22 protein-coding genes and 1 other RNA gene are annotated in these 22,972 nt (G+C 41.1%); 8 read left to right on the forward strand and 15 right to left on the reverse strand.

The features are described 5' to 3' along the window. Window positions 1-19 precede the first annotated feature (19 nt). On the forward strand, window positions 20-1,033 hold the full coding sequence (thiB, locus tag ACTG7X_RS10180; RefSeq protein WP_439258347.1) for a thiamine ABC transporter substrate binding subunit: 1,014 nt from the start codon (window positions 20-22) through the stop codon (window positions 1,031-1,033). Next, window positions 1,009-2,676, forward strand: a complete 1,668-nt coding sequence (gene thiP, locus ACTG7X_RS10185; protein ID WP_439258348.1) for a thiamine/thiamine pyrophosphate ABC transporter permease ThiP — start codon at window positions 1,009-1,011, stop codon at window positions 2,674-2,676. The genes thiB and thiP overlap by 25 nt, the downstream gene beginning before the upstream one ends. Window positions 2,677-2,730: 54 nt before the next feature. Here thiP and ACTG7X_RS10190 read toward each other — a convergent pair whose 3' ends face one another. Both ACTG7X_RS10190 and adk read right to left on the reverse strand, forming a co-directional pair. After that, window positions 2,731-4,695, reverse strand: coding sequence for an LTA synthase family protein (locus ACTG7X_RS10190; RefSeq protein ID WP_439258349.1), 1,965 nt, complete (start codon window positions 4,693-4,695; stop codon window positions 2,731-2,733). Between the two features lie 324 nt (window positions 4,696-5,019). After that, window positions 5,020-5,664 carry an adenylate kinase gene (gene adk, locus ACTG7X_RS10195; RefSeq protein WP_439258350.1) on the reverse strand — a complete coding sequence of 215 codons (645 nt, stop codon included), beginning with the start codon at window positions 5,662-5,664 and terminating at the stop codon, window positions 5,020-5,022. Between the two features lie 164 nt (window positions 5,665-5,828). Here adk and ACTG7X_RS10200 point away from each other — a divergent pair, with 164 nt between their 5' ends. Continuing rightward, window positions 5,829-6,404, forward strand: coding sequence for a VOC family protein (locus ACTG7X_RS10200; RefSeq protein WP_439258351.1), 576 nt, complete (start codon window positions 5,829-5,831; stop codon window positions 6,402-6,404). A 3-nt stretch (window positions 6,405-6,407) separates the two neighbouring features. Further along, a complete protein-coding gene (locus tag ACTG7X_RS10205; protein ID WP_439258352.1) occupies window positions 6,408-6,869 on the forward strand; it encodes a glycine zipper 2TM domain-containing protein in 462 nt (153 codons plus the stop codon). A gap of 64 nt (window positions 6,870-6,933) precedes the next feature. On the opposite strand, the gene ACTG7X_RS10210 is transcribed toward ACTG7X_RS10205, so the two are convergent. The 6 genes from ACTG7X_RS10210 to ACTG7X_RS10235 form a co-directional block, all read right to left on the reverse strand. After that, a complete protein-coding gene (locus ACTG7X_RS10210) occupies window positions 6,934-7,815 on the reverse strand; it encodes a DUF808 domain-containing protein (RefSeq protein ID WP_439258353.1) in 882 nt (293 codons plus the stop codon). Window positions 7,816-7,830: 15 nt separating this feature from the next. Next, complete coding sequence (gene ycaO / locus ACTG7X_RS10215; RefSeq protein ID WP_439258354.1) at window positions 7,831-9,585, reverse strand: 30S ribosomal protein S12 methylthiotransferase accessory factor YcaO; 1,755 nt, start codon at window positions 9,583-9,585, stop codon at window positions 7,831-7,833. A gap of 571 nt (window positions 9,586-10,156) precedes the next feature. Beyond that, the gene (locus ACTG7X_RS10220) at window positions 10,157-11,920 is read right to left on the reverse strand and encodes an ABC transporter ATP-binding protein/permease (protein WP_439258355.1); all 1,764 of its coding nucleotides are present in this window, start codon (window positions 11,918-11,920) and stop codon (window positions 10,157-10,159) included. Window positions 11,921-11,931: 11 nt separating this feature from the next. Next, window positions 11,932-12,291, reverse strand: a complete 360-nt coding sequence (locus ACTG7X_RS10225) for a helix-turn-helix domain-containing protein (RefSeq protein WP_439258356.1) — start codon at window positions 12,289-12,291, stop codon at window positions 11,932-11,934. Beyond that, window positions 12,281-12,595, reverse strand: coding sequence for a toxin (locus tag ACTG7X_RS10230; RefSeq protein ID WP_439258357.1), 315 nt, complete (start codon window positions 12,593-12,595; stop codon window positions 12,281-12,283). The genes ACTG7X_RS10225 and ACTG7X_RS10230 overlap by 11 nt, the downstream gene beginning before the upstream one ends. Before the next feature lie 146 nt (window positions 12,596-12,741). After that, the gene (locus tag ACTG7X_RS10235; protein ID WP_439258358.1) at window positions 12,742-14,916 is read right to left on the reverse strand and encodes a TonB-dependent siderophore receptor; all 2,175 of its coding nucleotides are present in this window, start codon (window positions 14,914-14,916) and stop codon (window positions 12,742-12,744) included. A gap of 243 nt (window positions 14,917-15,159) precedes the next feature. Here ACTG7X_RS10235 and ffs point away from each other — a divergent pair. Then, an RNA gene (gene ffs, locus ACTG7X_RS10240) (signal recognition particle sRNA small type) lies at window positions 15,160-15,257 on the forward strand. A 25-nt stretch (window positions 15,258-15,282) separates the two neighbouring features. Here ffs and ACTG7X_RS10245 read toward each other — a convergent pair. Continuing rightward, complete coding sequence (locus ACTG7X_RS10245; RefSeq protein WP_439258359.1) at window positions 15,283-16,680, reverse strand: MATE family efflux transporter; 1,398 nt, start codon at window positions 16,678-16,680, stop codon at window positions 15,283-15,285. 58 nt (window positions 16,681-16,738) lie between these two features. Here ACTG7X_RS10245 and ACTG7X_RS10250 point away from each other — a divergent pair, with 58 nt between their 5' ends. The 3 genes from ACTG7X_RS10250 to zevB are packed head-to-tail and all read left to right on the forward strand — an operon-like array spanning window position 16,739 to window position 18,975. Then, complete coding sequence (locus tag ACTG7X_RS10250; protein ID WP_439258360.1) at window positions 16,739-17,350, forward strand: riboflavin synthase subunit alpha; 612 nt, start codon at window positions 16,739-16,741, stop codon at window positions 17,348-17,350. Further along, window positions 17,351-17,980 carry a zinc transporter binding subunit ZevA gene (gene zevA / locus ACTG7X_RS10255; protein WP_439258361.1) on the forward strand — a complete coding sequence of 210 codons (630 nt, stop codon included), beginning with the start codon at window positions 17,351-17,353 and terminating at the stop codon, window positions 17,978-17,980. Then, window positions 17,971-18,975 (forward strand): zinc transporter permease subunit ZevB, encoded by a 1,005-nt coding sequence (gene zevB / locus ACTG7X_RS10260; protein WP_439258362.1) that lies wholly within the window; start codon window positions 17,971-17,973, stop codon window positions 18,973-18,975. The genes zevA and zevB overlap by 10 nt, the downstream gene beginning before the upstream one ends. A gap of 1 nt (window position 18,976) precedes the next feature. Here zevB and nth read toward each other — a convergent pair whose 3' ends face one another. The 6 genes from nth to ACTG7X_RS10290 form a co-directional block, all read right to left on the reverse strand. After that, on the reverse strand, window positions 18,977-19,612 hold the full coding sequence (nth, locus tag ACTG7X_RS10265) for an endonuclease III (RefSeq protein ID WP_439258363.1): 636 nt from the start codon (window positions 19,610-19,612) through the stop codon (window positions 18,977-18,979). Next, on the reverse strand, window positions 19,609-20,256 hold the full coding sequence (locus ACTG7X_RS10270) for an electron transport complex subunit E (RefSeq protein WP_439258364.1): 648 nt from the start codon (window positions 20,254-20,256) through the stop codon (window positions 19,609-19,611). Before ACTG7X_RS10270 ends, nth begins: the two co-directional genes overlap by 4 nt. A 181-nt stretch (window positions 20,257-20,437) precedes the next feature. Continuing rightward, complete coding sequence (gene rsxG / locus ACTG7X_RS10275; protein ID WP_439258365.1) at window positions 20,438-21,010, reverse strand: electron transport complex subunit RsxG; 573 nt, start codon at window positions 21,008-21,010, stop codon at window positions 20,438-20,440. A gap of 2 nt (window positions 21,011-21,012) precedes the next feature. Next, complete coding sequence (rsxD, locus tag ACTG7X_RS10280) at window positions 21,013-22,101, reverse strand: electron transport complex subunit RsxD (protein ID WP_439258366.1); 1,089 nt, start codon at window positions 22,099-22,101, stop codon at window positions 21,013-21,015. 44 nt (window positions 22,102-22,145) lie between these two features. After that, window positions 22,146-22,457 (reverse strand): helix-turn-helix domain-containing protein, encoded by a 312-nt coding sequence (locus tag ACTG7X_RS10285; RefSeq protein WP_439258367.1) that lies wholly within the window; start codon window positions 22,455-22,457, stop codon window positions 22,146-22,148. Continuing rightward, complete coding sequence (locus tag ACTG7X_RS10290) at window positions 22,444-22,836, reverse strand: type II toxin-antitoxin system RelE/ParE family toxin (RefSeq protein ID WP_439258368.1); 393 nt, start codon at window positions 22,834-22,836, stop codon at window positions 22,444-22,446. Before ACTG7X_RS10290 ends, ACTG7X_RS10285 begins: the two co-directional genes overlap by 14 nt. Window positions 22,837-22,972 lie beyond the last annotated feature (136 nt).

Consider the following 22,972-nt stretch of genomic DNA (forward strand, 5'->3'; position numbering starts at 1 on the left):
CATCATTAAAGGATTTTTTATGTCTAGAGTAAAAACACTGTCTTTTTTCACCGCACTTTCTGCCATTTCCACTAGCGTATTGGCGTCTTTACAACCTCTGACCGTCTATACCGAGGAGTTCTTTGGGGCGGATTGGGGACCCGGTAATGAAGTGAAACAGCTTTTTGAAAGCGCCAACCCGCAATGTTCCGTTATCTATAAAGTCTTTGATAGTCGCAATACTATGTTTAATCGTCTGCGTGTGGACGGTAAAAAAACGCCGGCGGATGTGGTGATTGGATTGGATAATTTCCAACAAGAGGCCGCACAGAAAAGCGGTTTATTTGCCAAAACTGCGGTGGATTTAACCGCACTTTCCTTGCCTTTTGCTTGGCAAGATCAAACCTTTATTCCCTATGAATTTGGCCAGTTTGCCTTTATTTATGATAAAAATAAACTGACTAACCCGCCGAAAACCTTGAAAGAATTAGTGGAACGCCAAGATTTACGGGTGATCTATCAAGATCCTCGCACCAGTAGTATGGGGCGTGGTTTTTTGGTTTGGTTAAATCAAGTGTATCCGCCAGATCAAGTGGAACAAGCATGGAAAACCTTGGCGAAACATACGGTGACGGTCGGAAAAGGTTGGACGGAAACCTATGGGGCGTTTTTAAAAGGGGAGGCGGATGTTGTCTTTAGCCACAGCACCTCGCCGATTTATCACCAATTACATGATAAAACCGATCAATATATGGCCACCGAATTCAGTGATGCGGCATTGTATCAAGTGGATACCGTGGCAAAAATTGATAAGCCAAACAGCCCTGCGAATCAATGTGCCGATAAATTTATTGATTTTATGGTGAGCGCCGAGGCACAAAAGGTGTTAATTCCGAAAAATGTCATGCTTTCTGTCAGTTCAGCGAACATTGAACCGCACTTTGATCAACTTAAAGCCCATCAATTTGAAGTGAAAGCCTTGCCCTTTGATAACTTGACCGATCAGGCGATCAAAGGCTGGACGGAACAATGGCAAGCGGTCTTAAGTCAATAAACCTGTCCGCTTTTTGGGCGCAAGGTAAACAAACCTTTCGCCAGTTAAAAGGACGACATTATGTGAGTGGGCTATTGGTGTTTGGGCTGTTATTCAGCCTATACGCCAATAGCCTGTTTGCGGTGTTTGACTTCGGACGTGAAAGTTCACAGGGGCATGTGTGGCAACAGTTATGGCAAGCCGTGACTGAGGGGCGTTATGTTCGCCAAGTCCTCTTTTTTAGTTTCTGGCAAGCGGGCTTATCCGCATTGTTATCGGTATTCTTGGGCGCTTGGTTTGCTCGGGCGTTTTTCTATCAACCATTCTGGGGAAAAAAGGCGCTGTTACGTCTGTTCTCGCTCACCTTTGTATTGCCCTCCTTGGTGGCGGTGTTTGGGATATTGGGCGTTTACGGTGCCTCGGGTTGGTTAGCGCAATTTTGTGCGTGGCTTGGCGTGACATGGCGACCAGATATTTACGGACTCAGCGGCATTCTGATTGCCCACTTGTTCTTTAATATTCCCTTGGCCATGCGGCTATTTTTGCAAGCCTATCAAGGCATTCCCATTCAACAACATCAATTAGCTGCGCAATTAGGCATTCGCAGATGGACATTTATCCGTTGGGTGGAATGGCCTTATTTGCGTCAGTCTATTTTGCCGACCGTTGTGTTGATTTTTATGTTGTGTTTCACGAGCTTTGCTATTGTGTTGGTGTTAGGTGGCGGGCCGAAATTTACCACCTTAGAAGTGGCCATTTATCAGGCGATTATTTTTGATTTTGATTTAGCCAAAGCCACGCAATTTGCCCTGTTGCAAGGGATTTGCTTTTTTGTATTATTTGCCTTAAGCACGTTGTTAGGGCGAAACACCGAAACACAGTTAGATCAATCGCAGTATTGGGTGGCGAAACAATCAAGTGCGGTGAAATTCGGCCACGTTTTTTTATTGCTGCTGTTTTCCGCTTTTCTGTTACTCCCATTGCTGAATACCTTATGTCGTGCGGTATTTTCCCCTGCCATGTTATCCGTTTGGCAACAATCTGCTTTATGGCGAGCCATGGGCTATTCGTTCACCCTTGCTCCTTTATCAGCGTTATTGGCCTTATTGTTGGCGGTAGGGCTGTTATTATCTTCACGCCGATTACAATGGATTGGCTTATCTCGTTTTTCTAATGGCGTGATCAATATTACCTTGGTTATGCTCGCTGTTCCCATGTTAATGTTAGCAACCGGTTTATTTTTGTGGCTGAAAGAATGGCAATTTTCCACCGCACAATTATTTGGATTAATTATTTTATGTAATGCCGTACTTGCCTTGCCTTTTGTTATGCGAATTTTGGCGGTGCCAATGACACATAACCTGATTTATTATGAACGCCTTTGCCAATCGCTCGGTGTGACAGGTTGGCAACGGTTCAAATGGATTGAATGGCAAGCCTTGCGTCAGCCGGTGAAATATGCCTTTGCGTTGGCGAGTTGCTTGTCCTTGGGAGATTTCACGGCGATTGCCTTATTCGGCAATCAAGATTTTAGTTCCTTGCCTTATTTGCTCTATCAACAATTAGGTAGCTATCGAGGCGAGGAGGGCGCCGTGACGGCATTGGTGCTGTTAGTGAGCTGTTTTGTCGTGTTTTCTTGGGTGGAAAGCGAAAAATCTGTCTAATTATTAATAAGGCTTAAGATAAAAATCAGGCGCCCGAGTTGGGGCCTGATGTCATTATTTCTTTGTTTCCGCCGAACGATAAAGATGCAATTTATAGGCATAACTTCCCCATAGCGAGTAGGCTAAGGCTTGTTTTTGCATTGTTTCATTGTTGGCGATTGGGGTTAAAGTGGCGCTGTCTTTCGCATAAACATAGCTTTCTGCCGGTTTACCTTGTTGTAAAATCACCGCCTCTAACTGGCCATTTTGCATACGCATGTAACCAAAGGTTTTATCATATTGCATTAAGGCACGGTTTGGATCCGCCGGTTGGGTGAGATCATAGCCGAGCATTGGATAATTGCCACTGACGCCAATTAATGAAAGGAGCGTCGTTGGCATGTCAATTTGGCTGACTAAACGAGGGTCACGTTTTGGAGCAATGTCTTTACCCAAAATCAACGCTGGAATATGGAAATGTTGAATTGGTACTAAAGCGGCACCACCCACACGAGAATCATGATCAGCGATAATCAAGAAAATCGTATCATGCCAATAATCTGCTTTTTGGGCTAATTCAAAGAACTGTCCTGTGGCAAAATCGGCATATTTCGCCGCATTATTTCTTGTGGCTTGCGGTTGTTCGTAGAGTTCAATTTTATCCGCTGGAAATTCAAAGGGATCGTGATTGCTTGAAGTGAACACTAAGCTAAAAAACGGTTTGCCTTGTTGGTGTAATTGACTAAAGGTTTCATGGGCTTTTGTGAATAAATCTTCATCACTGACGCCCCAAGTGCCGGTAAAATTAGGGTTGACGTAGTCTTTTTCATCAATAATTTGCTGGAAACCGTTGCCATAGAAAAAGCTCGCCATATTATCGAAGTGTTTTTCACCGCCATAGATGAAAGAAGTATGGTAGCCCTGTTGGCTGAGCAGTTCGGCAATGGTGAAAAAGCCTTGTTGACTACCGGGTAATTTCACCACGGAACGGGCAGGCGTTGGCGTAAAGCTCGCCGTGACGGCCTCAATACCTCGTACAGAGCGGGTACCGGTGGCATATAAATTTTCAAATAACCAACCTTGTTTAGCGAGTTCATCAATTTTCGGCGATAAAGGTTTGCCCCCTAATGTACCAATAAATTGTGCGCCAAGGCTTTCTTCCAAAATAATCACGAGATTTTTCGGTTTGCCTTGATAAGTGGCTTGGTTGTGGGTAAGTGTTGGTAATTCGGTTGAAATATAATCGGAATCTGGGCGGTTGCGTACAGATTTTAAGGTGCTGATCACTTCTTCTAATGGCATTTTCCCGTAGATTTCCGCTGCGTTGCCCTCGTCTTTCATTTGTTGCACTGCAAACAGCAAGGAATAGCCAGAGCTTAACACCAAGGAATTCACCAACGGATCGGGTGAAAAGGCCACCATAGCAGGATTAATCCCACGATGTTGTAAACTCGATCTGGCGCCTAAAAAGGTGATCCCGCCGATTAATAAAAAGACCAACGGGCGAGTGATTAAATTCCCATGCCATTTCGGGTAAGCCACATTTTTAAAGGCATAATTGGCTAATTTCCAAAATAAAAAGGCACAAAGTGCGGTTAAAATGGGGGCAGAAATTAAAGCGCTTAAATGCCCATTCCACAGCATGGTAAACACTTCTTTCGGGCTAGACAAGTATTCAACAAAGAGGCGATTAGGACGGAGATCGTAAGTATTAATAAAGGCCGGTGTGGCAAATTCCATAAATAAAAAGAACGTGCTTTCAATCACCAAACCAATTTTGACGATAGACTGAACAACCAGTCCCGCTTTTCCTTTGCCACTGAATAAAACGCTTAAAATAATCAGCGGAGCAAAAAGCCAACAGAGTGCAGAAATATCAATACGCACACCGTTTAAAAGGAGTTGGAACCAATTTCCCAATTCACCAATACGTTCACTTTGCCATAAACCAAGGGCAACACGGCTGATCGATAAGAGAATCAAATTGGTGAGGAAAAAAATAAATAAAGGATAAAGAGGACCTGAAATGCGTTTGAACATAATGAATTTCCTTGAATTTAATCCCTGTCTTTGTTTCCTGAAAATCTATAAATTTTTAGCAAAATGGCAAAAACGAGCGTAATTTTTGGATAGAATACTGGTTTATCTTTACGCCCGTAAACGGGGCCCCGTCTGAACCGCCTTGGCGACTTGAAATTTTTAGGTAAAATCGCCTTGTCTGAGCGTAGCGAGTTGCGATTTTACCGTTAAGAAAATTTCAACCAAGCTAAGAAAAGCGGTGAAGTCGGGGTGTGCTTTTCTTTGCCTACTTTCTTTTACACAAGTAAAAGAAAGTAGGGTCGCCAACGGCGAAACCCGTTTTTATTACGCCAAAATACGATCTAATTCCGCACTCACTTCTTCCACTTTTCGGGTGCCATCTAAACGAAAATACTGCGTATCACTCGATTTCGCCTCAGCTTGATAATAATCCACTAACGGCTTAGTCGTACTGTGATAGACTTTTAAGCGATCTAACACGGTTTCTGGTTTATCATCTGCACGAATAATCAAATCTTCACCCGTCACATCATCTTTACCCTCAACTTTCGGCGGGTTGTAAACCACATGATAGCTACGGCCAGAGGCTTGGTGTACACGGCGACCGCTCATACGTTCAACGATCACTTCATCTGGTACATCAAATTCCAACACATAATCAATGCGAATGCCGACGGCTTTTAATGCGTCTGCTTGTGGAATAGTGCGTGGGAAACCGTCTAATAAAAAGCCGTTTTCGCAATCGGTTTGGGCCACACGGTTTTTCACCAAGGCAATAATTAAATCATCTGGGACTAATTGTCCGGCATCCATTAAGGTTTTCGCTTGTTTACCTAAATCGGTTCCTGCTTTAATGGCGGCACGTAACATATCACCGGTTGAAATTTGTGGAATACCGAATTTATTCATAATAAATTGCGCTTGTGTTCCTTTTCCTGCACCGGGGGCGCCTAATAAAATAATGTTCATTATGTTCTCCAATAATTAAAAAAGTAAAATTTCAGACAATATAACCTTATCTCGGTCATTTGACAAGTAGGCGTATTATAGGGGAAATTTTCATATTCTCTTAGCGATAATTGAGATATGATAATGGATTGACGATATTTTAGGCTTATTAATAGGACGTAAGAATGACAGTTTCTTTATTCACTTGTTCAGATTTAGCCACTGAGGCTGATTTTGTGCATTTTCAACAACAAATTCATCAATTAGCCCAAGCCATGCAGATTGATCTCGCTAAATATGAGATAGATCATGTGGCGATTCGGGTAAATACGGAGGAGAGTGCTAGAAATTGGTTGGCGTTATTGCTGAAGTGCGGTACAATTTTGAGCGATAATATCGTCAATGGGCGAGTCATTTATTTAATTCAATTAAATGCGCCTTTGACATTGCTCGGGCAATCCGTGGATATTGTCGAATTACCGTTTCCTAAAAATAGCTGTTATCCATTGGAATCATGGGAACATATTGAGATTGTCATACCATTTGATGAGGGCGAAAGTGTTTCACAATGGCTTTTACGTCTTGAAAAAAATTTTTTGTGGAACCAATTAACAACTCTACATGTCAAAGTGAGTGAGCCAAAAGTTGAGGGTGAGCAATTGCCGAATCCCTCCATTGCTGTGAGTTTTGCCGATAAAAGCAAAAATCCAGTGTGTATCAAGGTTCATCCTTATAACATTAAAACGATTATTGAGGTTTAGTGAATGAAAAAAATTACCTTAGCATTAGCCCTGTTTACTGCAATTGGCGTGACCGGTTGTGCTAATACTGATATTTATAGTGGTGATGTGTATTCTGGCAACCAGTCTAAAGAGGCACGTTCTATTTCTTATGGTACCATTGTTTCCGCGCGTTCTGTTAAAATTCAAGCAGACAATCAAGGTGTGATTGGTACCGTGGGTGGTGGTGTGCTTGGTGGTGTCGCGGGATCTACCATTGGTGGTGGTTCTGGTCAAGTATTAGCCAGTGCTGTTGGTGCCATTGCTGGTGCCATGATTGGTAGCAAAGTTGAAGAAAAAGCCTCTCAAGTGGATTCTTTAGAGTTAGTTATCAAGAAAGACGATGGCAGTGAAATCGTGGTCGTACAAAAATATGATGCGAGCTTAACGGTGGGACGTAAAGTGCGTATCGTTGGTGGTTCAACCTTAAACGTTTCTGCTATGTAATATCACATTGATTTACAGATGAAAAACCCTTTGACAATAATGCAAAGGGTTTTTTATTGGGAAATTATTCTGCTTTAGATGGTTTGTTAAATACGTGGATTAACGGCAGAACAATCAGACAGCAAATGGCTCCAATGAGTAATCCCACGACAAATTCCGTCAGCCAAGACAACTGACTGCTCATTTGCAAACCTTCAATAAAATGATGTAGCACGGGCAAATAATGCACAAAAATCCCACCGCCGACTAAAAACATGGCAATCACCCCAATAACCGAGAGGGATTTCATAAACCAAGGCATAAAAAACAGCAGAAATTTACCTATCTGTTGTGCTACGACATTGTCTTTTTTGATTAACCATAAACCAATATCGTCGAGTTTAACAATCAGTCCAACCAAACCATAGACGAAAAAGGTAATACCGATTCCCACTGCTAATAAGGTTAAGATTTTGGTTAATATATCGGCCTCTTGGATAGAACCTAAGGCGATAATAATAATTTCTGCCGACAGAATAAAATCGGTTTTAATGGCGCCTCGGATTTTTTCTTTTTCATTGCTTTGAGAAAGCGTTGAAGTGCGGTCTCTATTTTCGTGATTTTTCACAAAGAACGTATGAAGTAACTTCTCCATCCCCTCAAAACACAAATAGGCACCGCCGATCATTAATAGAATATTAATTAAAGACGGTAAATAAATGGCCAACAATAAGGCAAGGGGAATCAAAATCGCTTTGTTCCATAAGGATCCTTTTGCCACTGCCCACACAATCGGCAATTCTCGACTGGCCGCCACATCTTTGCCACTGACTTGAGTGGCATTGAGGGTTAAATCATCACTGATCACGCCAACCGTTTTTTTGGCGGCCATTTTGGTCATTAATGCGACATCATCTAAGACTGCAGCAATATCATCAAGTAAGGTAAATAAGGAACTAAATGCCATTTTTACTTCCTATTATTACCAATTTTCACGTTTGGCTTTTTGCAATTTTGCATAAGCCGCTAACAATTTTTGATGTGCTTCAAATTTTTGCAAATGTTCATCATCGGCCAATAAATCATAGAACGGATTACCACCATCAACAGCAGACCAAGCAAAATTCACCGCACTTTTGCCGTACATTTTCTCAAATACTTCTCGATATTGTTCAGGAGCACGCGTTTCGTCTAGGTATAATTCAATCGAACTGATTAAACAACGATAGTAGTTGGCTCGTTCTGGCGTGAAAACAGAACTGTTCATATTATATGTCCAGTTTGCCCAGTCTAAGGCTAATTCTAAATCGCCTAATGCCAGATAAAGCATGGATTTTAATTCCCCGACTCGTAAGGTCGTCCAGCCTGATTTTGGTGGTGGCACGATACCGATAAATTCACGTACACGAGTGGCATCATCAATGCCTTGATCGTCTAATTCGTCCAACAATTCTTGATAAGTCTCTGCATCATGGTGGAAGTGCGGTAAATCTAACAGGATTTCTCGCCATTCCATGCCCATATTGTTGTTGGCGTAAACCAAATCATCTGCAGGGTAAATATCCGACATAGATGGCACGATAATACGACAAGCATACACATCTAAGTGATTGTAATCCATGATATACACTTCTTTACCATTGGCATTAAAGATAGACATGAGATTATGATATTCTTGCTCTGTGGTACCTGAAAAATCCCAATGTACAAACGGATAATCGGCTTGTTGTTTAAACAGATCCCATGAAATTAAACCACTGGAATCAATAAAGTGCGTTTCTAAATTAGCGTGTTCTGCCACATCATCATTATTAAAGGACGGTGGCGTAAACACATCAAGATCTTTTAAACTACGACCTTGTAAAAGCTCTGTCACAGTCCGTTCAAACGCCACTTGAAAATTAGGGTGAGCTCCAAAAGAGGCAAAGCAAGTGCCGTTATTCGGATTCAATAAAATCACACAAATGACCGGATATTTTCCCCCCAATGACGCATCATAGGCTAAAATCGGAAATCCCTCTTGCTCAAGTTTTTCAATCGCTGCTTGAATGCTCGGATATTGTGCAATCACATTGTCTGGAATTTTCGGTAAGCTAATCGCCTCGGCGATAATACGGTTTTTGACATAGCGTTCAAAGACTTCGGATAAACCTTGTACACGAGCTTCGTTTTTCGTATTTCCTGCAGACATTCCATTGGAGACATACAAATTAGCAATAATACTTTGTGGAATATATACGGTTTGTTGATCCGATTGACGCACATAAGGCATAGCCACAATACCACGATCATAATTACCGGATTGTAAATCAACTAATAATTCAGGGGTAAGTTCTCCTTCGGGATCGTAATAGCCGAGTAAATAGTCGTCTAAAATCCCTTCGGGTAACAGATCTTCATCTTCAATTTCAAACCATTTTTCAGTCGGGTAGTGAACAAAATCACCATTGGCAATATCTTGCCCTAAATAATAATCGGCAAAGAAATAGTTGGTAGAAAGACGTTCAAAATATTCTCCTAGAGCGGAGGCCAACGCCGCTTTTTTGCTTGCCCCTTTACCATTGGCAAAACATTGTGGACAATCTTTGTCACGTACATGTACTGACCAGACATTGGGGACGGGATTTAACCAAGAGGCCTCTTCAATATTGAACTCAAGTGCGGTTAATTTTTGTTGAAATTTGCTGATACTGTCCTCAAGGGCAGCGTCTTTGCCGGGGATAAAGGTTTGTGTCATGAAATTTTCCTATTAGTTAATTTGTTAAATAAATATTGGGTTTCGCCCAAAGGGCGACCTACTTTTTTTTGCTGTTTAGGTGTGGATTTCGCCCCACTGGGCGACCATACTTTCTTTTGCTTGTGCAAAAGAAAGTAGGCAAAGAAAAGCACACCCCGACTTCACCGCTTATCTTTGCTTATTTGGTATTTTTTTAACGCTAAATTTTGAACTCGCTACGCTCAGACATGCAAAATTTAGCTAAAAATACCAAAACGCAAAGGCGGTTCAGACGGGGCCCCAATTTGATCGAGCGTAATGAAAGTGCGGTGCAAATATAAAAAATATTTTTAAATTTACAAATTAAATAAAATAACGCTCTAATAAACAGGGCCCCGTCTTTGCCGCCTGAAAATTCATAAATTTTTAGGAAAATGGCGGCTGTCTGAGCGTAGCGAGTTCAGCCATTTTCCGTTAAAAAAATTTATGAATTTTCAGGAAACAAGGCAAAATCGGGGTCGCCTTTCTTTTTGCTTACTTTTTCTTTGGCGACGCAAAGAAAAAGTAAGTCGCCCATCGGGCGAAATCCCGATTAAATTCGACACACCCCAAGATCAAACACCTTATTATGAAACTGATGTAGTGTACCACGATGTCCAATACTTAACACAATCATATTCGGCAATTTTTCCCGAATTTTACGATAAAGAATATACTCCGTTGGTTCATCCAGTGCAGAAGTCGTTTCATCTAAAAATACAATATTCGGCTTGGTTAAGAAAATCCGAATAAACGCCACACGTTGTAATTCCCCGGGGGAAAGGGTAGCTTGCCAGTCATTTTCTTGATCCAAAGCGTGAATATAATTACTCAAACGGCATTTCTCCATATAGCTTTCCAAATCCGCATGGTATGGATCAATATTCGGATAACAAATTGCCTGACGTAACGTACCTTGTGGCATATAAGGGCGTTGTGGCAAAAATAGCACATTGGCATTGCATGGTCGTTCACAATAACCAAAGGTTTCAAAAGGATAAATTCCGGCAATAGCTTTTAATAACGTGGTTTTGCCCGCCCCAGACGGCCCTTGAATTAATAACGCATCACCGGCATTTAGTTCTAAATTGACCTGTTGTAACAAGATTTCGCCCTGTTGATCTTTTAAGCCAAAATCTTGTAAACGAATGCCCAAGCCACATTCCGTTGGTTGAACAATTTGCTCATTATCTAGTTCATCCAAGGTAAACATAAAACCATATAAACGGTTTAAACGTGCTTGATATAAGGTGAATTGTTCATAAAATAAACGAAAAAATGATAAGGCACGCATTAACCGGTTAAAGGCTTGCACGGTTTGGTGCATGTCGCCCAAGGTGGCAAGTCCGGCAAAAAATCGGGGAGATTGCAACATTAAGGGCAAAATCATGGCAAATTGGGTGACGCCAGTATTAAAGCCGTCTAACCCCAACATACGGCGAACGATTGCCCAACGGTTTTCAATAATTGTATTAAATTTTGTTTTTAAGTGGGCTTGTTCTTGTTTTTCGCCGTCATAAAAGGCAATACTCTCCGCATTATCTCGTACTCGAATAAGCGAATAACGATAGTCCCCAGCATATTTTTCTTTGGCATAATTGAGTTTAATTAACGGATAACCAATCCACACGGAAAGGGCGGTCGCCATGATAATAAAAATGTAGATAAAAAACACCGCACCTTTAGGAATGTCGAAACCAAACAGGGGCAATAGACCCGATAAACCCCACAAAATCAGGGTAAATTCAATGATCGATACCAGCGAACCGATAACGCCATCCAGTAAATCAACGGTGCCAGTAATAAATTCTTTGGCATCTTGTTCAATACGTTGATCGATATTATCGGGCAAGTCTTTTTCGTATTTAATTCGATAGTAATTTTTATTTTGTAGCCAGCGATTGAGCATTTGTTCGTTCATTTTTTCTAACCAACGAATTTCAAACACCTGACGCACCAAATAATTTAAAATGGAATGGATAATTTTAAAGCCGACCAGCATGGCATTCAGTAACGCAAAGAACCAAAAAGCCTCAGCTTTTTTGTCTTGCAATGAACTGTATAATCCATTGTAAAAGAAAGAATTAAGAACACTAATTCGGACTTCTAATAGAATAAAAACCAACAATAACAGTATCAAACCAAGGGTTTTAAGCGGATGGCTATTTTTGACACAAGGCTGGGTAATTAGCCAAAATTTTTGCCCAAAAGGCGTTTTTCGCAATAAAAGTGCGGTACAAAATAGCCCTAAACTGAGCCAACAGAGGGCAGAAAGTAGCCAAGTAAAACTGTTATTTAATTCTGTTTGCCAGTTCATAAAGTGTGTGATTAATGTAATTCTAATAGGAGTTCAGGACGTTTGTTTAACAACGATAACAACGTGGCTGCCGCACCACTCGGACGGCGTAGCCCTTGTTCCCACGAACGTAATGTATTGACCGAAATTCCCAATTTTTCAGCAAATTTATGTTGGGATAGCCCGACTTTGGTGCGAGTTTCCACAATGGGAGAGGTGGCGATTTCTGTCTGACGAGCATATTTCCCTCGTTTTACTTCGGATAAAGCCTGTGTTAAGCTCTCACGCAACTGTTCCATCTCGGGATCATCAGCAATGACAGCGTTCACCATTGTTTCAATATGCCAATTTTGGCTTTTTTGTTGTAATGTTTGGCTAATATTATTGTTCATTTTTTATTCCTTTCAAGTGTTTCATTTCTTGTTGAGATAAATTTTCTTTTTCATTTTTGGTATAAATATCAAGAGCAACAATCAGACCATCCTCAAGCAGATTAAAGTAAATCACTCTTGCACCGCCACGTTTTCCCTGTCCATTTGCTTGCCAACGCACTTTTCTTAATCCCGCCGATTTGGGGATCACGTCACCTGCAAGCGGATTATTTGATAAAAAACTCAAAAATGCCAATCGCTCATCAGGTGTCCAAATACGATCTACTTTGGATTTAAATATTTCAGTTTCAACGATTGTGTACATTTATACTCTCTTGGTGGCATACTATGTATTATATATTACTTTGTATTACTGTCAATTTGACATTTATTTAAAAACAAGACAATGTTATTTGCCATACAACAAAAGGGGCAGTTTAACCGCCCCTTGTGAATAAGTCAAAGTTTCAATTAGAATTCAATTTTGGCATTTAATAGGTATTCACGACCGTAACCTAAAGCTACTGGAATTAGAGTACCACTAGCATTCCCTGCCGTTGATGGGAAATAGGTTTTATCTGATAAGTTTTTCGCATTAAATTGCAGAGTTAATTTTTTACCTGAAATTTGTGTATCATAAGCGACAAATGCGTCATAAATTACAGCATGTGGGATTTTATATTGCGCAGTATAAGTACTGTTATAAGCATACCAAGAACCCAAGTATCTTGCTCCACCACCTAAACGCACATTGCCAAACGACCAAGAACCGACATCATATTTTAAGAATAAAGATCCTTGATGTTTTGGTACACCTGAAAGTTGTTTATTCTCATAGATTGGATAGGTATCATTTTTAGTTGATTTTACATTAGTATAACCATAGGTTAATGCTAGGCTTAATTTATCTGTGATATAACCATTTACATCTAATTCTACACCACGGGAGCGTTGTTTACCCACGATGTATAAACAGCTATTACCTGAACCATCAGTACAAGTAGCACTCTCAGCCACATTTTCCTTATCAATGTTGAATAAGGCAAGGGCGGCACTGATACGGCTACCTTCATATTTTGCACCGATTTCAAAGGACTTACCTTGTTCAGGTGATAAGCTGGATTCAACGAGTTGTGCAATCGCATATTGTGGGCGGAAAGATTCTGCATAGTTCGCATAAGCCGCCCAATTTGGGGTAAATTTATACACAGTACCTAATTGATATAGGAAATCACCACCGTGTTGGTCTGTGTTACCTGTCTTTGAACCGCCTAAACCATGACGACCTGAGAATTGATCGTAATATTCATAACGAATACCGCCTGTTACAATTAATTTATCCGTCAAATAAGCGGTATCTTGAACATAAACACCCGCTGTTTTTACATAGTTATATTGATACGCATTGCCATTAACATTGACGGGTTGTGCAGTAGGATTAGTATAAACAGGATTATAAATGTTAATCGGGCTTCTTAATCCATTGCTATTATTAGCGTTATAGATAGGTCCAATATGGCGATAGTTACGGCTTGCATCTACTCCCACAATAAAGCGGTTAGCAATTTCACCAATAGAAAATTCACCAACTAAATTTAAAGATCCAGCATGAACACGTTGATCGCCGTTATTTTGTTGCTCAATGAAACGAACAGCATTACCTGTGGTTAAATTAATTGAGTTTAAACGAGCTTGATTGTAGCTATAAAGTGAACGAGTGTAACCATAGTTAGCATTCAATTTCCAAGTGTCATTCAGTTTTTGCTCTAATTTCACTTGAATACGATCTACTTTACCGATAGTTTCGTTGTTTGGCTCATCTAAACGTGTTTCGACAGGAATATTAGGTAACTCTCCCGTAGCTGTTAATAATACGGTACCACGATCAAATGGCTCTATATAATCTAAATGTTCATAAGCAAGTAAAAGTTTTGTATTCTCACTTTCATAAGATAGTGATGGGGCATAGGTCGTACGTTCAATTTTACCAAAATTACGCCAGTAATCTTTATCTTGTTTATCATAAATAAAGCGATAAGCAAAACCATTACCTAAGCCACCAGTACTATCAAATTGCGTTCCCCACATATTATTGTTACCGACAGTACCACCGATAACCGTTTTCTGTTCTTGTTGTGGTTTTTTGGTAACAACATTAATGATGCCACCGGGATCTTGGATACCATATAATACAGATGCTGGACCTTTTAATACTTCTACTGTTTCTGTGGTTGCACCGAAGTTTTGGCTAGGACCAGATTCAATGCCATTACGCATAATGGAGTTATCACGGTTTGAACCAAAACCACGTTTTTGTACAGCATCAAATACGCCACCTAAGGTGTTTGCTTGGCTCACTCCGCTTACACTTGCAAGTGCATCTTGAAGATTATCTACTTTACGATCTTGAATTAATTGAGAAGTGACAATGCTCACTGTGGTTGGTGTGTCAATTAGTGGGACGTCTACTTTTGATACGGCTGTTGTACCAATGGCGTGATAGCCAATTTGTTTTAGTTCACCAGAAGTAACCTGAATTTCATCAAGTTGCTCATTTTCTTGCTGAACTGTTTCAGCAAAGGCACCAAAAGAAACACCGGCAAAAAGTGCGGTGTAAACAACGCTAAATTTAAATGTGGAACGCATTAGGTTATCCTTACATAAAGTTCATAAAAAATAGTCTAAAAAGTAGACCGCTTAAAAAAAGTTGGGCGATTATAAAGTAAACGATAATTTATTGCAATAGCCTAATAAGATTTATTCTCATTTTAATAAAAAAGAATGGATAAAAGTGCGCTAATGGTTCTGCTAAATTTAAATAGTTGCAATTCATTGCAGTTTATAGCATAATCCACGCCCTAAGCATTTTATGCTTATCCTATGGAAACCTTTTCGGTCTTTCGCAATAGTGTCTGGTTTACTCGGTCAGGTTCGGAAGAAAGCAGCCAAAGTCAGAATTTCTGTGTGCCGAGAGGAGCTGGAAAGGTTTCCACCTTTTTTTACCGCACTTTTCTATTTAATCTGTTCTAATTTTGTTAACAACTGTTCATCTGATTGGCGTTGTATTTTCCACATCCGATATAACAACAGAATCGCCGCCGCAGTCAATGCCACCACAAACCCAATCCAAAAGCCTAATGCCCCCAAATGCGGCACGATAATATCAGTCATAGCCAGTCCATAACCAATCGGCATGCCTAACACCCAATAGCAAAAAATTGTGATATACAAAATGGCTTTGGTGTCTTTATAACCTCGTAACACGCCACCGGCGACAACTTGCAAGGTGTCGGAAAATTGATAGAGGGCAGCGATAATTAACAGGGAACTGGCTAAGGCAATCACGCTACTGTCTGTCACAAATAATTGCGCAATTTGTTCTCGCCAGAATAGGGTGACAAAAGCGGTGATAATAGTGATATTCAGCCCGACAGCAAAGGCAATATAAGATACTTTTTTCGCCTCTGACGGAGATTGTTCGCCTAAGCGTTGCCCCACCAAAATCGTGGTCGCCATGCCTAAGGACATGGGGAACATAAACACAAAAGAACTGGTGTTTAAGGCGATTTGATGACTGGCCACCATGGCGGTGCCTAGTGGTGATAAAAATAAGGACGTCAACGCAAACAAGGCCACTTCGGCCCAAAGGGCGACCGCAATGGGAAAACCGAGTTTGAGTAGTTTTTTGAGCGTCGTCCAATCAGGTTTTTCAATCATCTGATCGAAAAGGCGAATATCACGCAAATGGTGAGAACGGCGGCTGTATGCAATCATCATGAAACACATTGCCCAGTTCACCATGGCGGTGGCAATACCACAACCGACCGCCCCGAATGCGGGTACACCGAATTTGCCGTAAATAAACACATAATTAAGCGGAATATTCAGTAATAAGCCAATAAAGGTAATCACCATGGCGGGTTTAGTTTTCGCCACGCCATCATTGAGGCAACGGAAATTAATCAGCAATAAATACGCCGGCAAGCCAAACAACATGGCATGTAAATAACCGACAGTAATCGTTGCCAAACGTTCTTCCATCTGCATGGCATGAATAATCAGATCACTGTGATAAATCAGCCCGCCCAATGGCAAGCAAACCAGCAGAATAATCCATAAGCCTTGACGTACTTGATGGGCAATGCGAGAACGTTGATTGGAACCGTTTAAATAGGAAATGGTCGGCGGAAGGGCGAGTAATAAACCATGCCCAAATAATACCAAGGGAAACCAGATGGATGCCCCCACGGAAATGGCCGCCATATCTGCCGCACTGACTCGTCCTGCCATAATGGTGTCCACTAATCCCATGGAATTTTGGGCGATTTGAGCGAGCAAAATCGGCATGGCAATTTGAATTAATTTTTTTGCTTGCGCATGATATTGTGGCCAATGGTGAATTTTTTGCATACAGAATCCGAGTTTGCTTTATAATAGAGAAAATTTTTAATTCGCTAAGTGAGTTTATATGTTTACAGGTATCGTGCAAGGTATGGCACAACTTCATTCTATCATTGAAAAAACTAATTTTAGAACACATCAGATAAAAATGCCACAGGAATTACTGACCGACTTACAACTCGGCGCCTCGGTAGCGCATAATGGCGTATGCTTAACCGTCACCAAGGTGGACAATGATCTGGTCAGCTTTGATTTAATGACTGAAACCCTACGCATTACCAATTTAGGGGAACTAAAGGTCGGCGAATGGGTCAATATTGAACGAGCCATGAAATTCGGGGCAGAAGTTGGCGGGCATATTTTGTCTGGCCATGTGTATTGCACCGCCCAAATTTCCGCCCATAAAGTGAGCGAAAATAATCACCAAATTTGGTTTGAATTGCCAGATGAAACGGTGATGAAATATATTTTAACCAAAGGCTTTATTGCGGTGGATGGGATTAGTTTGACTATTGGCGAAGTGAATGGCAAGCAATTTTGTGTCAATCTGATCCCTGAAACCCTTGAACGCACGATTATTGGCAAAAAAACGGTAGGAGATCGAGTAAATATTGAAATCGATCCGCAAACACAAGCCATTGTGGACACCGTAGAACGTTATTTAACCACGAGAATGTAAATGAAAAAAATCCTGTTATTTTTCACCGCACTTTGGGCTTTTAATCAACAAGTGTATGCACATCCGCATGCGTTTATTGGCATGAGAACCACGCCATTGGTAGAAAAAGACGCATTAATCGGTTTTTCGGTGAAATGGTTGCTAGACGAGGCCAGTTCAGCTGAACTTTTGTACGATTTGCAAGTGGCACACAACGATCCAAGTGTTAAACAAGCCATTGTGGATGATATGATTAAAAATACGGTATCGGAACATTATTTTAGCTATCTTTATGATAAACAAGGTAATCGAGTAAAATATACCTCCCATCCGAAACATTACGATATTCAAGCGGTAGGGAACCAAATTTTATATCAATTTGATTTCTTTTTATCCCAACCGCAGTCCCTAAAAGACAGTGAGTTTATCTTGATGATTTACGATCCGACCTATTATGTGTCTATGTTCTATGACAATAAAAGTGTGGTGGATTTTAGCCAACTTCCGTCAAATTGCCATGGTGATATGGTGGATCAAACTGTGGATGAAAAAACCAAACAATATGCCAAATCCTTAGATAAAACCCAACGAGAGGCGGATTTTTCGCTAGGTAAAGAATTTGCTCAAAAAGTGATTTTGCAATGTCAATAACGGTCAAAAAATGCCAAACCCTGTTGTTATTATGTCTGTTAATCGCAGGCATCACGTTGCTATTTCCCTATTTATTTAAGCAAGTCGTGCTATGGCAACGGGAATTTAATCAACTGTTATCAGACAATCTACATCAAATTAAACAAGCCCCAATTTATGCTGGCACCAGTTTAATTTTGATTAGCTTTGGTTATGGCGTGTTTCATGCGCTAGGGCCGGGTCATGGCAAATTTATTATGACCAGTTATTTGTCGCTACATGAATCTAAAATTCTCGCTAGCATGCGGTTAGCGTTTTTTTCATCCTTAATGCAAGGCGTGGTGGCGATTGTGGCGACCAGTATTGTGGTGGTGCTGTTAAATTTATCTTCGTCTTATTTTAAAGCCAGTCAACTTTGGCTTGAACGAGGCGCTTATGCTTTGATTTTCTTACTGGGTTCGCAATGGATAATTCAAAGTGGCAAAAAAATTTGGCAAATTCAACGCAAGCCAAAAATTCTGCAAATTAAACCAGCCGCCGATAATCAGATTTTAAAAAGTGCGGTGCAAAATCCGCCAGTTTTTTTCTCTCATATTCATGATGAAAATTGCGGTTGTGGGCATCAACATTTGCCTGCTGAAGATCAACTTAGTCAAGCCAATAGTTTAAAATCACAATGGTTGATTATTTTAAGCATTGGCATGCGACCTTGTACAGGGGCGATTTTTATTTTATTTTTGTCCTATATGCTCGATCTTTACCTGTGGGGCGTGGTGGCGACAATGGCCATGGCGGTGGGAACAGGAATGACGTTATCTAGCTTTGCTTTAATGGTGCAATACGCCCGAAAAACCGCTGTTCGGGTAGGAAAATGGTATTTATCACCCACCGCTAAAAGCCAATTTTCATACTGGCTAAAACTGGCTTTCGGTTTGCTATTAATGGGGTTTGCCGTGAGTTTGATTTATGCCACTACTTTACAGAGCAGTGGGGGCGCAGGATTATTTGGGCGGTGAGTTAAACTTCCGTCTTTTCCTTAAACTCACATAAATCTTCAATCAAGCACGATCCGCAACGGGGTTTTCTGGCAATACAAGTATAACGACCGTGCAAAATCAGCCAATGATGTACGTCAACTTTAAATTCCGCTGGCACGACTTTAAGCAATTTTTCTTCTACTTTCACCACATCTTTACCCGGTGCAAAGCCCGTACGATTGGCAACACGGAAAATATGGGTATCTACCGCAATGGAGGGATGTCCGAAAGCAGTGTTAAGTACCACGTTGGCGGTTTTTCGCCCTACACCAGCCAAAGCCTCTAAGGATTCACGATTTTCGGGGACTTGCGAGTCGTGTTTGTCGATTAAGTCTTTGCAGGTTTTGATGATATTTTCGGCTTTGCTGTTAAATAGTCCAATGGTTTTGATGTATTCTTTTAAGCCATCTACGCCCAAGGCATAGATTTTTTCGGGTGTATTGGCAACGGGAAATAATTTATCGGTGGCTTTGTTTACCCCTTTATCAGTGGCTTGAGCGGATAAAATCACTGCAATAAGTAGCTCAAACGGCGAACTAAAATTCAGCTCAGTCGTTGGGTGCGGATTGTTATCACGCAATCGGGTTAAAATTTCAATACGTTTTTGTTGGTTCATTTTTTCTGTTCAATCTTATTCTTAAACGCCAAAATCAAGCCTAAACCAATAAATGCCCCAGGTGGCAAAATGGCGAGTAACAGATTGCTGTCATGGTGAAAAAGCTCAATGCGTAACACTTTCGCCCAATCACCGAGCAATAAATGGATACCGTCAAATAAGGTGCCGTTACCGAAAATTTCACGTAATGCGCCGAGTAAAAACAGGCTTAAGGTCATGCCTAATCCCATGGCAAAACCATCAAAAGCGGAATGTAATAGGGCATTTTTGCTCGCAAAGGCCTCGGCTCGCCCGATCACGATACAGTTGGTGACAATCAATGGAATAAAAATCCCCAAGGCTTGATAAAGACTGTATGTGTAAGCGTTCATCAGCAGTTGCACCACAGTCACGGTGGTGGCGATAATCATCACATAAATCGGAATACGAATTTCATGGGGAATTTGTTTGCGAAACAACGACACCATGGTGTTGCTGCAAATTAACACGATCATCGTGGCAAGCCCTAAACCCAGTGCATTGGTCGCTGAGTTTGATACTGCCAACAATGGACACAGGCCGAGCAGTTGCACGGTGGCGGGGTTGTTTCGCCATAAGCCTTGCAGAAACAGGTTTCGCCAAAGGCTTTCGGTTTTTTCTGTCATAATATTCTCTTTACCCTCACCCTAGCCCTTTCCCAAAGGGAGAGGGGATGGTTTTGAGGGAATTAAATTCTTTTTGAAAATTATCTCACCCGAAAAGAAGAGCTATTTTTTAGGATTGATAAATGTTAATTATCCATTTTACGTTCCCTCTCCCTTTGGGAGAGGGCTAGGGTGAGGGTCATCAATTCCCCAACACCGCCAACGCACTGCGTTTCACTTGGTTCACCACAGCTCTTGGTGTAATCGTGGCTCCAGTAAACTGATCAAATTGCCCACCATCTTTTTTCACCGACCAATCGGCAAGATTTTCTTGGCTGATTTTTTTATGGCTGAAACTCAATATCCAATCGGAAATACGGGTTTCAATTTTATCCCCTAGCCCTGGGGTTTCGTGGTGTTCTAATACTCGCACGCCTAAAATTTCGCCATCAGGAGTGAGACCCACTAATAATCGAATATTGCCCGAATAACCATCTGGTGCCGTGGCCTCAATGGCATAAGCGGAAAGTTTTCCGTTTAAAAGTGCGGTGCAAATTTTATCAATTTCTTGGCTATTGGATGGTTGGCAATTTTGCATAACGTCATTATCAAAATAGGCTTGCGGAATCACTTGCAATAACAAGTCATGCTGTTGCTTGGCAATCACCGCATCAATTTTATCTTTGGTGAGTAAATACACGCCCCCCGAAATGGCGGAACAGAGTAGGGCGACAAAACCAAGTAACAGCCCATATTTGCTGATAATTTTCCCCATATTTATGATTTTCTCCCTTGCCCAATTTGATGACCCGCCACTCTCGGACGGCTGTAATGGTCAATTAACGGTACGCAGATATTCGCCAGTAAAATCGCAAATGCCACGCCGTCAGGGTAGTTGCCGTAGAAACGAATTAATCCCACTAACAGGCCTGCTAATGCCCCAAAAATCAATTTTCCTGTTGGCGTAATGGAGGCACTGACGGGATCGGTGGCGATAAAAAACGCCCCGAACATGGTTGCTCCGGTAAATAATTGCCAAATAGGACTGGTGGCATGAGGTGAAAGCACAAAATTCAGGCAAGCTAAGGCAAAAAGTGCGGTTAAAAAGGCCACAGGAATTTGCCAATGAATGATTTTTTTCCAAATTAAAAATAGCCCACCCAGTAAAAATGCCAAATTGACTTGCGTCCAACCGATACCGTTCAAGCCAGAACTGAATGGCAGAATATCGCTGAAAATCGGCGATTGGCTTAAATCTTGCAGAGAAAATACCGCACTTTTCATTGCTGTTTTTACCGTGTCTAACGGCGTAGCAGAGGTGATTCCGTCAATACTTGCGACTAATTGATGTAGACTAAAGCCATCTGTGGTCATACCTGAAAAAATCAAACGGCAACTGTCCGCCAAGGTCGGCGGTTCGTTAAGCAAGGAAAGTGGCGGTAACCAAGCTGTCATTTGCACCGGAAAAGAGATCAACAACACCACATAGCCCACCATGGCAGGGTTAAAGAGGTTTTGTCCTAATCCACCGTAAACGTGCTTACCTAAAATTACTGCACAAAATGTGCCGATTAAAATCACCCAATAAGGCGCATAAGGCGGAATCGCCATGGCTAAAATAAGGGCGGTTAATGTGACACTAAAATCGGCGATATAAAATAAAGCTGTTTTTTTACGTAAATAGGTGACGCCATATTCCAATAGCAAGGCAAAACTCACCGCCAACGCCACTTGAATTAACACCCCAAAACCAAAGAAATACATCTGTACACCCAATGCTGGTAGCATGGCAAACATCACCCACAGCATAATGCGAGCGGTGAGTTTTCCTGAATGGGTATGGGGGGAACTGGCAATTCTAAACATATTATTCCTTTTCTTTTCCTTGTGGGTAGGCGTTTTCGTCAGTCTTAGGCAATGGCATCAATGCCTTTTTTCTGTACAATATTCAACAATTTCAATGCTGCCCCCGTAGGTTTTTTCACCCCACGTTCCCACGCCGAAACCAGACTTTTACTTACATTTAAATGATGAGCGAAAGTGCGTTGTGAAATGCCTTCTTTAGAACGAATCTCGCAAATTTCGTTGCTAGAAAGCGAGTGAACGGGGACAAGGCAACTTTTGTCAAATTCTTTCATCGTTTTTTCATCAACGGCACCAATTTCATATAAATCCACCACGTGTTCGTGGATTTGCTGTGCGATAATACTACGATATTTCATTGTTAATCTCCTTAAGAAAGATTTCTATTAATTTCCCCTGTTTAAGGTAACTTTCAATGGTTGCATTTGAATAATTAAAATACATTTTAGCCAGTTTTTTTAGATCAAGAAGATCTTCTCTGGAAATATTCTCTTTATCACTTTTCTCAAAAATAGACACAAAAAAGCAATTTTGGTGAATTTTATAGAAAATCAACGAACGATAACCCGAAGATCGTCCTTGTCCCTGTTTGGCGATACGTTGTTTGATGACGTTTCCGCCTAAATCCGCATCAATTAAGCCTTTTTCGGCTCGCTCAACGGCATCAATCAGTAAACTGTCGTCAATGCCTTTTTTATTCGCAAATTCCGCAAAGGCTTTGGTTTTAAATAATCGCATAATTATCCGTTATCTCTCTTGTAATGGCAAGGTGAGATTGACGGTAAATTAGAACGCGCATTTTACCTAACAAGAAATCTCAATTTTGGAATAGAGATCACAAAATTGAGATTTTTATGGGGTAAAACAGGGGGTA

It is taken from the genome of Lonepinella sp. BR2271, assembly GCF_051851515.1.
In the GTDB taxonomy this organism is placed as follows: Bacteria; Pseudomonadota; Gammaproteobacteria; order Enterobacterales; family Pasteurellaceae; genus Lonepinella.

What these genes read in the sequence shown, in the direction of transcription:
- ACTG7X_RS10270 (WP_439258364.1), bottom strand. Translation starts at nt 20,256, where the DNA reads ATGACAGAAAAAACCGAAAGCCTTTGGCGAAACCTGTTTCTGCAAGGC.
- ACTG7X_RS10205 (WP_439258352.1), top strand. Translation starts at nt 6,408, where the DNA reads ATGAAAAAAATTACCTTAGCATTAGCCCTGTTTACTGCAATTGGCGTG.
- ACTG7X_RS10235 (WP_439258358.1), bottom strand. Translation starts at nt 14,916, where the DNA reads ATGCGTTCCACATTTAAATTTAGCGTTGTTTACACCGCACTTTTTGCC.
- thiB (WP_439258347.1), top strand. Translation starts at nt 20, where the DNA reads ATGTCTAGAGTAAAAACACTGTCTTTTTTCACCGCACTTTCTGCCATT.
- nth (WP_439258363.1), bottom strand. Translation starts at nt 19,612, where the DNA reads ATGAACCAACAAAAACGTATTGAAATTTTAACCCGATTGCGTGATAAC.
- ACTG7X_RS10250 (WP_439258360.1), top strand. Translation starts at nt 16,739, where the DNA reads ATGTTTACAGGTATCGTGCAAGGTATGGCACAACTTCATTCTATCATT.
- ycaO (WP_439258354.1), bottom strand. Translation starts at nt 9,585, where the DNA reads ATGACACAAACCTTTATCCCCGGCAAAGACGCTGCCCTTGAGGACAGT.
- zevB (WP_439258362.1), top strand. Translation starts at nt 17,971, where the DNA reads ATGTCAATAACGGTCAAAAAATGCCAAACCCTGTTGTTATTATGTCTG.
- ACTG7X_RS10245 (WP_439258359.1), bottom strand. Translation starts at nt 16,680, where the DNA reads ATGCAAAAAATTCACCATTGGCCACAATATCATGCGCAAGCAAAAAAA.
- adk (WP_439258350.1), bottom strand. Translation starts at nt 5,664, where the DNA reads ATGAACATTATTTTATTAGGCGCCCCCGGTGCAGGAAAAGGAACACAA.
- rsxG (WP_439258365.1), bottom strand. Translation starts at nt 21,010, where the DNA reads ATGGGGAAAATTATCAGCAAATATGGGCTGTTACTTGGTTTTGTCGCC.
- ACTG7X_RS10190 (WP_439258349.1), bottom strand. Translation starts at nt 4,695, where the DNA reads ATGTTCAAACGCATTTCAGGTCCTCTTTATCCTTTATTTATTTTTTTC.
- ACTG7X_RS10200 (WP_439258351.1), top strand. Translation starts at nt 5,829, where the DNA reads ATGACAGTTTCTTTATTCACTTGTTCAGATTTAGCCACTGAGGCTGAT.
- ACTG7X_RS10290 (WP_439258368.1), bottom strand. Translation starts at nt 22,836, where the DNA reads ATGCGATTATTTAAAACCAAAGCCTTTGCGGAATTTGCGAATAAAAAA.
- thiP (WP_439258348.1), top strand. Translation starts at nt 1,009, where the DNA reads ATGGCAAGCGGTCTTAAGTCAATAAACCTGTCCGCTTTTTGGGCGCAA.
- ACTG7X_RS10225 (WP_439258356.1), bottom strand. Translation starts at nt 12,291, where the DNA reads ATGAACAATAATATTAGCCAAACATTACAACAAAAAAGCCAAAATTGG.
- ACTG7X_RS10230 (WP_439258357.1), bottom strand. Translation starts at nt 12,595, where the DNA reads ATGTACACAATCGTTGAAACTGAAATATTTAAATCCAAAGTAGATCGT.
- zevA (WP_439258361.1), top strand. Translation starts at nt 17,351, where the DNA reads ATGAAAAAAATCCTGTTATTTTTCACCGCACTTTGGGCTTTTAATCAA.
- ACTG7X_RS10210 (WP_439258353.1), bottom strand. Translation starts at nt 7,815, where the DNA reads ATGGCATTTAGTTCCTTATTTACCTTACTTGATGATATTGCTGCAGTC.
- ACTG7X_RS10220 (WP_439258355.1), bottom strand. Translation starts at nt 11,920, where the DNA reads ATGAACTGGCAAACAGAATTAAATAACAGTTTTACTTGGCTACTTTCT.
- rsxD (WP_439258366.1), bottom strand. Translation starts at nt 22,101, where the DNA reads ATGTTTAGAATTGCCAGTTCCCCCCATACCCATTCAGGAAAACTCACC.
- ACTG7X_RS10285 (WP_439258367.1), bottom strand. Translation starts at nt 22,457, where the DNA reads ATGAAATATCGTAGTATTATCGCACAGCAAATCCACGAACACGTGGTG.